General features: G+C 68.3%; 9 protein-coding genes and 1 tRNA gene. 2 read left to right on the top strand and 8 right to left on the bottom strand.

Going from position 1 to position 12,238, the window contains the following annotated elements; genetic code table 11:
• The coding region (locus AC07Y4_RS22055) for a lactonase family protein (protein ID WP_495275106.1) at positions 1-1,294 on the top strand (1,294 nt) is incomplete at its 5' end.
• A gap of 222 nt (positions 1,295-1,516) precedes the next feature.
• Here AC07Y4_RS22055 and AC07Y4_RS22050 read toward each other — a convergent pair.
• The 7 genes from AC07Y4_RS22050 to AC07Y4_RS22020 all read right to left on the bottom strand — a co-directional run bounded on the left by AC07Y4_RS22050 (position 1,517) and on the right by AC07Y4_RS22020 (position 10,699).
• Positions 1,517-1,591, bottom strand: a tRNA-Arg gene (locus AC07Y4_RS22050).
• A gap of 58 nt (positions 1,592-1,649) precedes the next feature.
• Complete coding sequence (locus AC07Y4_RS22045; protein ID WP_495275105.1) at positions 1,650-5,747, bottom strand: translocation/assembly module TamB domain-containing protein; 4,098 nt, start codon at positions 5,745-5,747, stop codon at positions 1,650-1,652.
• A gap of 8 nt (positions 5,748-5,755) precedes the next feature.
• Positions 5,756-7,687, bottom strand: a complete 1,932-nt coding sequence (locus tag AC07Y4_RS22040; protein ID WP_495275104.1) for an autotransporter assembly complex protein TamA — start codon at positions 7,685-7,687, stop codon at positions 5,756-5,758.
• 58 nt (positions 7,688-7,745) lie between these two features.
• The gene (locus tag AC07Y4_RS22035; protein ID WP_062482585.1) at positions 7,746-8,933 is read right to left on the bottom strand and encodes a vWA domain-containing protein; all 1,188 of its coding nucleotides are present in this window, start codon (positions 8,931-8,933) and stop codon (positions 7,746-7,748) included.
• A gap of 25 nt (positions 8,934-8,958) precedes the next feature.
• Positions 8,959-9,546 (bottom strand): GNAT family N-acetyltransferase, encoded by a 588-nt coding sequence (locus AC07Y4_RS22030; protein WP_070062693.1) that lies wholly within the window; start codon positions 9,544-9,546, stop codon positions 8,959-8,961.
• 46 nt (positions 9,547-9,592) lie between these two features.
• Positions 9,593-9,841: a hypothetical protein gene (locus AC07Y4_RS22025; RefSeq protein ID WP_495275103.1), complete on the bottom strand. Its 249-nt coding sequence runs from the start codon at positions 9,839-9,841 to the stop codon at positions 9,593-9,595.
• Between the two features lie 3 nt (positions 9,842-9,844).
• Positions 9,845-10,699 (bottom strand): AAA family ATPase, encoded by an 855-nt coding sequence (locus tag AC07Y4_RS22020; protein WP_095746764.1) that lies wholly within the window; start codon positions 10,697-10,699, stop codon positions 9,845-9,847.
• A gap of 150 nt (positions 10,700-10,849) precedes the next feature.
• On the opposite strand from AC07Y4_RS22020, the gene AC07Y4_RS22015 reads away from it, so the two are divergent.
• Entirely contained in the window at positions 10,850-11,542 is a 693-nt protein-coding gene (locus AC07Y4_RS22015) for a c-type cytochrome (protein WP_095746763.1), read from the top strand.
• An 81-nt stretch (positions 11,543-11,623) separates the two neighbouring features.
• Here AC07Y4_RS22015 and pcaG read toward each other — a convergent pair whose 3' ends face one another.
• Positions 11,624-12,235 (bottom strand): protocatechuate 3,4-dioxygenase subunit alpha, encoded by a 612-nt coding sequence (gene pcaG, locus AC07Y4_RS22010; RefSeq protein ID WP_495275101.1) that lies wholly within the window; start codon positions 12,233-12,235, stop codon positions 11,624-11,626.
• Between the last annotated feature and the right edge of the window lie 3 nt (positions 12,236-12,238).

The following is a 12,238-nucleotide window of genomic DNA, read 5'->3' as shown; positions in this document are numbered from 1 at the left end:
GGGCGGTGGTGGTGTATTCCCACTGCCGCCACCGGGCGCTACATACACGGTGGGAGGTACGGTGACCGGACTTGAGTCAGGCGCGTCCCTCACGCTGCTCAATTCAGACGGCGATGCACTGTCCGTCGGCAGCAATGGCGCTTTCACTTTCGCGACGGCCATCGCCGGCGGCAGCAGCTATTCCGTGACGGTGGGCGCACAGCCTTCGGGGCAGAACTGCAGGGTCTCGAATGGCACAGGCTCCAACGTTTCCGCCAACGTCACTTCGGTGCGGGTGTCCTGCGCGGGCGCGCCCGAATTTGCCTATGTGGCGCAGTCCTTCAGCGACAACATCGGCATCTACAAGATCGACGTGTCGACCGGTGCGCTCTCGTCTGTCGGGACCGTGGCGGCAGGGGCCTCGCCATTTTCAATCGCGGTGCACCCGAGCAAGAGATTCCTCTACGTGGCGAACACTGGAGACGGCACCATCTCTATCTATGCGATCAACCAGACGACTGGTGCGCTGGCGCAGGTAGGTACCGACTTGCCCACAGGCCGCTATCCGCAATCGATCGCTGTGGATCCGGCCGGCAACGTTGTCTACGCAGCCAACGCATTGGACAACACCGTCTCGGTTTTCGCCGTTGATCAAGGCTCTGGCGCGCTGACGGCAATTGCCGGCTCGCCGTTTTCTACGGTGACCAGCCCCGTAGGAGTCACTGTTCATCCTGGTGGCAAGTTCGTCTATATCGCGAGCCAGATCGACAACACGATCACCAAGTATGCGATCGATCAGGGCTCTGGCGCTGTGCTCGCTGCCGGGGCGACGTCCGTCCCTGCAGGTTCTTCGCCAACGTTCGTCACTCTCGACGCTGCGGGGGAGACGATGTACGTCACGGGCACCAAGGTCACGACTTTCGCCATCGACTCAGCCACCGGAGATCTTGCGCAGATCGGGGCGCCCTTGACTCCGAACGGTACGTCGAGCCGGGTGCGAGTGCATCCTGCTGGCAAGTTCGCCTACATCCCGGACGGGTTGGGGCGCACTCTCTCGGGCTATGCCGTCGCACCAGGCTCGGGCGTACTCTCCCCGCTCCCGGATGCACCACTGGCAACGGACAATGCGCCGCTGGATATTGCCTTCAACGCATCGGGGAAGTTCCTTGTGACGGCGAACTGGAACGACGACTCCATTTCGGCTTACAGCATCAATCAGAAGACTGGCGTCCTGTCATCTGTCGGCTCGGTCGTGAATTTGGACACCCGTCCCCGGGCGATTGTCACGGTCCAGCTTCCTCTGTCGCCGACTTGACGGGAAGGGCGGCAACGTCCCCTGGCGCCTGATCCGTACACGTGAGTGCGGCGAGATGGGCGTCAGGCCAGAGGGATCTCGTCCGGTGGTTGCGTGATGCAGTTGCCCCCGGTGCCTCACCGGGTGGCATGAACTGCCTGATCCGCGCATCTGCTCGTGAACCGATGGTGTGGCTCTGGCCGTGGTGCTCCGCCTGAGAGCGGTTGAAGAGTAACGGCTTGCTGGTGCCTTCGACAGGAATCGAACCTGTATCTGAGTCTTAGGAGGACCCCGTTCTATCCATTGAACTACGAAGACGGTGTGCGCCGCTGCTGCAGCGCGGCCCGCACTTTACCAGCTTGGGGTGTCCCGGCCCTCAGTCGTACTTCACCGTATAGATCAGGTCCACCCCGCTCGTCTGCCCCGCCTGGCCCCGCAGCGTGAGGCGCTTGGTCAGGTCGTAGAAGATGAAGAGGGTGCCGAAGGTGCCGCCCAGGCTGCGTTCGTAGGTGATGTAGAAATCTTTGGACAACCGCTTGCCCAGCGTCACGGCCGACTCGCGCAGGTCGCCGCCGTTGCCGGGGCCCTTGAAGCCGAGTTCGTCCAGGCCGAAGCGGCTGGCCAGGCTGCCGCCGGTGGTGGTGCCGCCGATCTTGCCGAGCAGCGACAGGGCGGCCTGCTGCAAGAGGGCCGACTCGCCGCCGCTGGTGGCCGAGGCGCGGCCCAGGATGACCCATGACAACGTCTCGGCGTCGGACAGCGCGGGCTCCGCGTAGAGCTTCACGCGCGGCGACTGCGCGGAGCCGGTGATCTGCACGCCGGCGCGCTGCGCGATGTTCGGGCGGATGGCCAGGATGTCGAGCGCGGGGTTGTCGAAGGGGCCGTTGAAGCGCGCGATGCCAGTCTCGACGTCGAGCTGCTGGCCGTAGGCGCGGTACTGGCCCTTGACGGTCTTCACCTCGCCGGTGATGCGTGGCGGGGCATCGAGGCGGGTGCTGCGGATCTCCAGTTCGCCCTCGAGCCGCGTGGTGATGCCGCGGCCCTGCACGGCGAAGTCGTCACCCAGGTCGAAGGTGACGACGATGTCGGGCGGCTTGGCGGTCTGGGGCTTGGCGGCCTTGGCCGCCTGGGCGTCGGCTTTGGCGGATTCGCGCTGCGCGGCCTCGGCGGCGGCCTTGTCCTTGGCGGCCGAGCGCACGACGACGTCGCTGCCCAGGCTGGGCGCGGTCTCGTCGGGCAGGATGATGACGGCGCGGTCGGTCTTGAGCTTGCCGCGCACGTTGAACTGGCCGTCGTCCAGCCGCGCCTGCAGGTTGCCCGACAGCGACACCTGGCGGTCGGTGCGCACGAGCACGCGCAGGGCGCGCAGCTCGGCCTGCAGGGCCATGCGGATGCCGGTGCTGGTCGCGCTGTTGTTGCTGCCCCAGCTGAGGTCGCCGCGCGCGGTGAGCGAGCCGCCGTCGGTGCGCGCTTCGCTGGCGGCGGTGCTGCGGTTGCCGCTCTGGCCGCCGATGCGCGCGTTGCTGCCGGCGCCGCCCTTGAGCGTGAACTCGGTGATCTCCAGGCGCTCGCCGGTGAGCGAGGCGCGCAGGCGGCCGTCGCGCAGGTCGAGGCCTTCGACCGGGGCGCGCAGCGCGAGCTGGTCGGCGCCGAGGGTGCCGTTCCAGCGCGGCGCGGTGCGGTTGCCCGAGAGGGTGGCGTTGGCGTCGAGCGTGCCGGCGATGCGCCAGCCGGGCGGCGCGAGCATCGACCACACGCCCAGGTTGGGCAGCGCGGCGCGCAGGGTGCCGTTCAGGGGCGCGTCGGGCGCCCACTGCCAGCCGCCGCTGCGCTGCTGCATGCGGGTCCCGAGCTCGGCGTCGAGGCGGCCGGCGCGTTCGCTGTCCCAGGCCAGGGTGGCGCGCACGGCGTCGCCCTGCGCGTCGAGCTGCAGTTCGGCGCGGCGCAGGCCGGCCGGGGTGGCGGTGACGTCGACGCCGTTGACCTCGTTCTTGCCGCTGGCCGAGCTCATGGTGCGTTCGCTCGCGGTGCCGGTTCCGGTGCTGGTGATGCGGGTGACGAGCGCGGCCTCGCCGGCCTGCACGCGGATGTCGCCGCTCTGGCGCGCAAGGCGGGCCTTGGCGCGCAGGGTGTCGCCGGCGTCGATGTCCCAGTCGCCGTTGAACAGCAGGTCGCCGCTGATGCCGAGTTCGCTCAGCGTGGCGTTGGCGCCGAACGCGCCGGCCCACGCCATCGGCAGGCCCTGCATCTGGCCCTTGGACTGCAGGCGGAACACGCGGTTGGGCGCGGCGCCGCTCTGGTTGAAGCGCAGCGGCTGCCAGTCGATGCGCACGGTGCCGGGCAGCGGGCCGCGCACGGTGGCGTCGGCACCGGAGGCTTCGACGTCGAGGCGGTTGTCGGCGGTGCGCACGGTGGCCGTGACTTCGCGGCCCAGCTCCAGCACCCAGGGGCCCTGGCCGGGGCGCGCGGTGGCGGTGTCCTGTGCCTGCAGGCGCAGGCTGGCGAGGGTGGCACGCCACTGGTTGGCGCTGGAGAGGCCGCCGCTGGCGCGGGTGTCGAGCGCCAGCTTCTGTGTGCCGGTGATGGCTTCGCCCTTGAGCGTCAGCGTGGCCTGGGCGATGCTTCCGGCGAGGTCGGCTTGCAGTGCGCGCAGTTGCACATTGGTGGCCACGCCGCCGGGCTGGGCGGCGGGCAGGTTCAGGTCGAGGCGCGGTACGGCGAGCGCGGCCTTGAGGCTGGGCTCGGAGCTGCCGCGTGCGGCCGGGGCGCCGGGGTTCTCGATGCGGTGCTGCACGGTCTGCCAGCCGCCTTGCCAGCTGGCGTCGAGCCGGGCGCTGCCCTTGGCACTGGCGTTCGCGAACACGCTCGACAGGCCCGGCAGGCCTTGCACCCAGCGCTGCATGGCTTCGGCGTCGTCGATGCGTGCCTGGAGGTCGCCACCGCCGGTGGTGGGCGCGATGCGGCCGTCGAGCTGCGCGCTGCCGCCCGGCAGCGAGAGGGCGAGCTTGCCGCTGGCGGCCTGGTCGGCCACGCGCACCTGCAGCTTGCCGTCGATGCTGGCGCGCATCGCTTCGACGCGCAGCGTGCGCAGGTCGAGCACCTGGTCTTTCCACTGGCCCTGCGCCAGCGCGCGGTCCAGGCCGAAGCCGGGCAGCGCCTTGCTGCCGGCGCCGCCGTTGCCTTCGGCGCGGAGGGCCACGTCGAAGACGAGGGTGTCGGAATCTTCGGCCTGCCGTGCGCTGATCTGCCCGCCGACGGGCGCGCCCGACAGCTCGCTGTACAGCGCGCCGGGCCGCACGCCGCGCACGGTGGCGCGCACCTGCCAGGGCGAGGGCGCGGGGCTCCAGCTGCCTTCGGCGTCGATGCGGCCGCCGCCCGCGCGCACGGTGGCTTCGGGCACGGTCCAGGTCGTGCCGTCGAAGCCGACCTGCGCCTGGACCTGCTCGACCGGCAGCTTCTGTTCGTCCCACGGGCCGGCGACGGCGTTGCGGATGTCGGCCGAGGCCTTCCATGCGGCGGGGCCGGTGGCCGCGTCGGGCGCGAGTTCGACGGTGCCGGTGAGCCGGGTCCGGGGCGCGCCGGGCCAGAGGCTGGCGGCGTCGACGTTGCGCAGGTCGGCCTTGGCGTCGACCACGGGCTGCGGCAACCAGGGCGCGATCTGCGCGCGCAACTGGGCGGCCATGGGCGCTTCGGCGTCGGGCTCGGTGGGCTGCAGGTCGGCGGCGACCTGCAGGCGCGCCTCGGGGCCGGCCAGCGTGCCTTTCACGGAGGCCTTGGCCTGCACTTCGATGTGGCGGTCTTCGGCGAGCGGGGCTTTCACGCGGCCGTCGAGCGTGGCGTCGAGCGCCATCGGCGCGGGGCCCTGCAGCCGCACGCGGGCGCTGTAGTGGCCGTCGGCGATGTCGACGCCTTCGATGTCCAGCGCGTGCTGCGCGCCGAGGTAGCTGTAGCGACCCGCGAGGCCTTTGGCTTCCAGCGCGGGCGGTCCGGCCCAGCGCACCTCGTCGATGCGGAAGGGCACCTCGGCCACTTCGACGGGCAATGCGACCTGCGTGAGCGGCTCGGTCGGCGTGTCGCTGGGCGGGCCGCGGCGTTCGATCGACAGGCTCGCCGCGTGGATCTCGCCGAGCTGCACCTTGCGCTGGAACAGCGGGGCGAGTTGCCAGCCGAGCGTGGCGTCGTTCACCTCGACCGCGAGGCTCTCGCTTTGCCACTTGAGCCAGCCGATGCGCCCGCCGGTGCGCAGCGAGCCGGTCACGTCGCGGCTCTCGAGCGTCTGGCCCGCGGGCAGGCGCTGCGCGGCCTGCGCGAGCGCGAAGGCCAATGATTTGTTCGAGCCGAGCCACCACCAGGTGCCTGCGGCGAGCAGCAGCACGACGAGCAGCAGGCCCACCAGCGTCCAGCCCAGCGCGCGCAGCACGCGACGGGTGCGCGAGCGGGGACGGGGCGTGGCTGTGGCGGGCGTGGACGGCATGAAGCGGGTCAGAAGGTGAAGCCGAGACGGAAGTGCAGGCGGAATTTCTTCGAGTCGACGCCGTAGGCCAGGTCGGCCTGCACCGGGCCGACCGGGCTGCGCCAGCGCGCGCCGACGCCCACGCCGACCTTGGGCTTGAGCTCGCCGGGCTTGTCGGCCACGGCGCCGGCATCCACGAACACCACGCTCTCCCATTCGGTGAGCTTGTCCTTGTAGACGAAGGGGCGCTGCCATTCGAGGCTGGCCACGCCCAGGTAGCGGCCCGCCACGGTCTTGCCGTCGGCGCGCACGGTGCCGATCTGCTTGTAGCTGTAGCCGCGCACGGTGGTGTCGCCGCCGGTGAGGAACATCAACGTGGAGGGGATCTGCGCGCTGTCCTTGGCCGCGACGGCGCCGGCCTCCAGGCGCATCTGCAGCCGGCTGCGGCGCGCACGGGCGTTCTTGTCCTCGGCCGCGCCCAGCGGCAGCACGCCGAGAAAGCGCGCGTAGGTGCGCGTGAAGGGCACCTGCTGGCCGGTGAGCGTGTAGCCCGCAGCCATTTCGAGCGCCAGCCCGTAGCCGCGCGAGGGCGCCGAGTTGTCGTCGAAGTAGCGCCCGGTCCAGCCCCAGTTGGCGGTGACGGCCGAGGCCGAGGGCGGCGCGTCGGTGCCGCGGTTGTGGGCGTAGTCGTACTGCAGGAAGTAGCTGCGGTCGATGTGGTCGCTGGACTTGTTGCGCCCGCCGCGCAGCCGGCCGCTGTCGACCACGTAGCTGCCCGACTGCTCGCTCTTGAGTTCGCCGCCGGCGAACCAGCGCCAGCCGCGGTCGTCGGGCACGGCGTTCCACTCGGTGCCCAGCGACTGGATGTCGTTGTCCAGGGAGAGCCGCGACACCGCGCGCCAGCCGAGCAGCGGCATGCGGTTGTGGGTGTGGTCGATCGACAGGCGCGGGCCGTTGTCGGTGGTGAAGCCCACGCCCATCACCACCTTCTGCAGCGGTGCCTCGCGCAGCTGGGCGATCACGGGCGCGGCCAGCGGCGTGTTGCTGTCGGTGTCGAGCGTGAGGAACACCGAGTCGTAGTAGCCGCTGCTGGCCAGGCGCTGCTGCGCATCGAGCAGCTTCTGCTGGTCGTAGTCGGTGCCGGTGGGCAGGCGCGCGATGCGGCGCGCGGCGTCGGCGTCGTAGCGCTCCACGCCGCGCAGCACCAGCGGGCCGAACTTGTAGGCAGGGCCCGACTGGTAGGTCACGCCGAGGCGGGCCTCGTGGCGGTCGGCGTCGATCTCGGCGCGGCTGATTTCCACGCTCCCGGTGGGAAAGCGTTTGGCCGTGAGGCTGCGCAGCGCGGTGGTCTTGGCGTCGTCCCACGCGCCTTGCGTGAAGGGCTCGCCGGCGCGCAGCGCCCAGCCGGTGCGGATGGCGTCGCGCTGGGCTTCGGCGCTGGGGTCGTTGGCGATCTGGCCGGCGTAGCGGATCTGCACCGTCGACACTTTGGTGCGCTCGCCGGGTGCCACGGTGATGACGACCTCGCGCGGGGCCTCGGTGCTGTCGGGTGTTTCGTTGAGTTCGAGCGTGAGCGTGGGCGTGAAGTAGCCCAGCGTGCCCAGCAGCTCGCGCGCATTGGCCTCGGCCGCGACCATGAGGCGCGAGACCTCGGTCACGCCCAGGTCGTCGAGCTCGCGGTAGCGCTGGATTTCGAGGTGGCGCGCGAGGTAGTCGCGCTCGGTTTCGGGGCCGCGCACGTCGACCGTGAAGGCGTTGCGCCGGCCGTCGGCCTTGGCCTTGTCGTCGTCCTTGGCGGTGTCTCCGTTGCTGTCGCCGCTACGCACCACGCCCGAGGTGGACGCACCCGTGTCTGCCGCCTCTTTTTTAGGCAGCAGGCTGCAGCCTTGCAAAAGCAGGACGCCGGAAAAAAGCAAAGCCGGCCACAACGCCGGCGAAAGAACGGATGCCACCCTGACCATGGGGGCATTCTGACAGCACCCGTGTGGCGGCTGCCCCCCACTTGTGCGGGGCCGCGGGTTACTTGGACAGCATGCGCATCGCCTCTTCGAGGCCGCGCAGCGTGAGCGGGTACATGCGGTTGGACATGAGCTGCTGCATCACCGCGATGCTCTGGCGGTACTGCCACACGCCCTGGGGCTCGGGGTTGATCCAGGCGAACTTGGGGAAGGTGTGCGTGAGGCGCTGGATCCACTCGGCGCCGGCCTCTTCGTTGTTGTATTCGACGCTGCCGCCAGGTTGCAAGATTTCGTAAGGACTCATCGTGGCGTCGCCCACGAAGATGAGTTTGTAGTCCTTGTTGTACTTGCGCAGGATGTCCCAGGTCGCGAACTTCTCGGAGAAGCGGCGCTTGTTGTTCTTCCACATGAAGTCGTAGACGCAGTTGTGGAAGTAATAGAACTCCAGGTGCTTGAACTCGGTCTTCACGGCCGAGAACAGTTCTTCGACGCGCTGGATGTGCTCGTCCATCGTGCCGCCCACGTCCATGAGCAGCAGCACCTTGACGTTGTTGTGGCGCTCGGGCCGCATCTTGATGTCGAGGTAGCCGGCGTTGGCGGCGGTCGAGTGGATGGTGTTGTCCAGGTCCAGCTCTTCCTCGTGGCCTTCGCGCGCGAACTTGCGCAGCCGGCGCAGCGCGACCTTGATGTTGCGCGTGCCCAGTTCCTGCGTGTCGTCGTAGTCCTTGTAGGCGCGCTGGTCCCACACCTTCACGGCACTGCGGTTCTTGCCCGCGCCGCCGATGCGGATGCCCTGCGGGTTGTAGCCGCCGTTGCCGAAGGGCGAGGTGCCGCCGGTGCCGATCCACTTGCTGCCGCCTTCGTGGCGTTCCTTCTGCTCTTCGAAGCGCTTCTTGAGCGTTTCCATGAGCTCGTCCCAGCCCATCTTCTCGATCTTGGCTTTTTCTTCGGCGGTGAACTCGCGCTCCAGCGTCTTCTTGAGCCAGTCGAGCGGCACTTCCTTGGTGAAGTCGGTGAGCATCTCGACGCCCTTGAAGTAGGCGGCGAAGGCGCGGTCGAACTTGTCGTAGTGCTTCTCGTCCTTCACGAGCGCGGTGCGCGAGAGGTAGTAGAAGTCGTCGATGCCGTAGGCACCGTCGGAGTTCGGGCCCACCACGTCGGACTTGAGCGCCTCCAGCAGCGTGAGGTATTCCTTGACCGACACCGGCAGCTTGGCCGAACGCAGCGTGTAGAAGAAGTCGATGAGCATGGGGTGCGCTCCTTGTGTGTCGTCGTCAGTCGCGCGGCTTGTCGAGCAGGTACTGCAGCTGGGCCTTCACCTCGGGCCATTCGCCCGCGCGCAGGCTGTACATGACGGTGTCGCGGATGGTGCCGTCGCGGCGCATCACGTGGCCGCGGATCACGCCGTCTTTCTTCGCGCCCAGCCGCTCGATGGCGCGCTGCGAGGCGAAGTTGAAGTTGTCGGTGCGCCAGCCCACCACGTTGCAGCCCAGCGTGTCGAACGCGTGCGTGAGCATCAGCAGCTTGCAGGTGGTGTTGACGTGGGTGCGCTGGCAGCGCTCGGCGTACCAGGTGTAGCCGATCTCGACGCGCTTCACGCCCGGAAGGATGTCGTGAAAGCTCGTGCTGCCCAGCACGGTGCCGGTGGCTTCGTCGGTCACGGCGAAGGCGAAGCGGTCGGCCGTCTTGAGGGCGGTCTCGATGTAGGCGCGCGTGTCCTGCGGCTCGGGCACGGAGGTGACGCGCAGCTTCCACAGCGCGCCGTCGGCGGCCGCGGCGCGCAGGCCGTCTTCGTGGGTGAGTGCCAGCGGCACCAGCGCGAGGCCGCGGGCCTTCAGCGTGACGGGTTCGACGAACGCCATGTGCAAACTCTCCGTGTCTCCGTGCGGGTCTCGATGGATCTGGGGCTCAGGCGCGCGGGTCGCCGTACTTGTGCACGTACCACGCGCGCGCGGCCTGTGCACCGGCGCCGCCGCCCAGGCCGATCAGCGCAATGCCGACGATCTCGCGCGTGCCGTACTTGCTGTCGGTGCCGAAGGCGTCGAGCCCGAGCAAGAGCCCGATCCCGCGCCCGACCAGCGCGCCCACCACGAACAGCACCGCCTGGGCGATGCCCAGCTTCATCAGCTGCCTGGTGGAATGCGGTTGCCGGCTCATGGCCTAGCGGTTGTTGCGTTGCATGAAGACGAGCTTCTCGAACAGGGTCACGTCCTGCTCGTTCTTGAGCAGCGCGCCGACCAGCGGCGGCACGGCGACCTTGTCGTCCTTGCTCTGCAGGGCTTCGAGCGGAATGTCTTCGGCCACCAGCAGCTTGAGCCAGTCGAGCAGCTCGGAGGTCGAGGGCTTCTTCTTCAGGCCGGGCAGGTTGCGCACGTCGTAGAAGGTCTTCATCGCCGACGTGAGCAGCTCCTGCTTCAGGCCCGGGAAGTGCACGGCGACGATGTGCTTCATCGTCTCGGCATCGGGGAACTTGATGTAGTGGAAGAAGCAGCGGCGCAGGAAGGCGTCGGGCAGTTCCTTCTCGTTGTTCGAGGTGATGAACACCAGCGGACGGTGCTTGGCGCGGATGAGTTCGCGCGTCTCGTAGCAGTAGAACTCCATGCGGTCGATTTCGCGCAGCAGGTCGTTCGGGAATTCGATGTCGGCCTTGTCGATCTCGTCGATCAGCAGCGCGACCGGCTTGTCGGCCGTGAAGGCCTGCCACAGCACGCCCTTGACGATGTAGTTCTGGATGTCCTTGACGCGCTGGCCGCCGTCCACGTCGGCCAGCTGCGAGTCGCGCAGGCGGCTCACGGCGTCGTATTCATACAGGCCCTGTTGCGCCTTGGTGGTCGACTTGATGTGCCACTGCAGCAGCGGCATGTCGAGCGCTTGCGCCACTTCTTCGGCCAGCATGGTCTTGCCGGTGCCGGGCTCGCCCTTGACGAGCAGGGGGCGCTGGAGTGTGATGGCCGCATTGACCGCCAGCATCAGGTCCTGAGTGGCGACGTAGTTGTCTGAGCCCTTGAATTTCATGAGTGGAGCGGAGGCAGGGTGGAGAAAAGAACACACTCGATCTGCATTGCGCAGTCTCTTGTGCAGCCCGCGCGAGGTTCCCGTGGGACCCTTGCATATAATCGAATGTTGATTCGAAAAACTGTATCTCCACGAGATTGTGCGCGCAAAATGAACAAGTTGTTGACCACGATGTTTGCCCTTGCTGTCGCTTGCGTGACGGTCTCGGCCCAAGCCCAACAAGTCACTGGCAAGGCCCAGGACGGAGCCAAGAAGGTCCAGATGTGCGTGGGTTGCCACGGCATCATCGGCTACCAGGCGAGCTTCCCCGAGATCCACAAGGTCCCGATGATCGCGGGCCAGAGCGCCACCTACATCTCGGCCGCGCTCACCGCGTACAAGGGCGGTGACCGCAAGCACCCGACGATGCGCGCCATCGCCGACAGCCTCACCGAACAGGACATCGCCGACCTCTCGGCCTACTACAGCCAGCTGGGCGTGAAGGAAGGCGACGCGCCTGCGGCCACACCGGCCAAGGCCGCGTCCGAGAACGTCCAGGCGCTCATCGCGCGCGACAAGGACAACAGCTGCACCAAGTGCCACGGTGCCAACTTCAACACGCCGAACGACGGCACCGTGCCCAAGCTGGCCGGCCAGCACGCCGACTACCTGTTCGTGGCGCTGAAGTCGTACCGTGTGAAGAACAACCCCCACCTGGGCCGTTCGAACGCCGTGATGGCCGCACAGGTCGAACCCAAGAAGTTCACCAACGCCGAGCTGAAGACGCTGGCCACCTACATCAGCACGCTGCCCGGCGAACTGAAGGTCGTGCCTGAATCGCGCCTGCATCACGCGCCTCAGTAAGCCAGGCCAGTCCGCAAGACTGGTGCTCCAAAGAAAAAGCCCGCTGATGCGGGCTTTTTTTCGTCCGGATTTTCCCGGGGGTCAGACGTCGAAGAAGGCCGTCTCGTCCGCGCCCTGCATGCGGATGTCGAAGCGGTACGTCACCGCACCGCCTTGTTCCACGCGCTCGGCGACCAGCGTGTGGCGGCGTTCGGCCGGCACGCTCTGCAGCACCGCGTCCTTCGCGTTGGCCTCGGCCTCGTCGCTGAAGTACACGCGCGTGAAGGCATGCAGCAGCAGGCCGCGCATGAGCACGATCACGTTGATGTGCGGGGCTTCACCGGGCGTTTCGGCGCCGGGCTTGACGGTGTGGAACACGAAGCGGTTCTGCGCGTCGGTGCCCGTGCCCACGCGGCCGAAGGCGCGAAAGCCCAGGGCGCGTGCCTCGTCGGGCGTCTGCGGGTAGCGGCCTTCGCCGTCGGGCTGGCTGATCTCGACCAGCGCGTCGTTGATCGGGTTGCCGTCGCCGTCGATCACGCGGCCTTCGAGGCGGATGCGCTGGCCGCTGGCGGTGTCCAGCGCCAGCACGGCGTCGAAGGGCTGGTTGAAGTTGTAGCCGTACTGCGTGGCGGTGAGGCCGTACGCGAAGTAGGGGCCCACGGTCTGCGAGGGGGTCTGGCCGAAGTCGGCTTCCTGTGCGGTCATCAATGGCATGGG

It is taken from the genome of Variovorax sp. GW460-12-1-14-LB1, from assembly GCF_059423605.1.
Note: the sequence above shows the minus strand (reverse complement) of the source record. Positions and strands in the feature narration are given on the sequence as shown.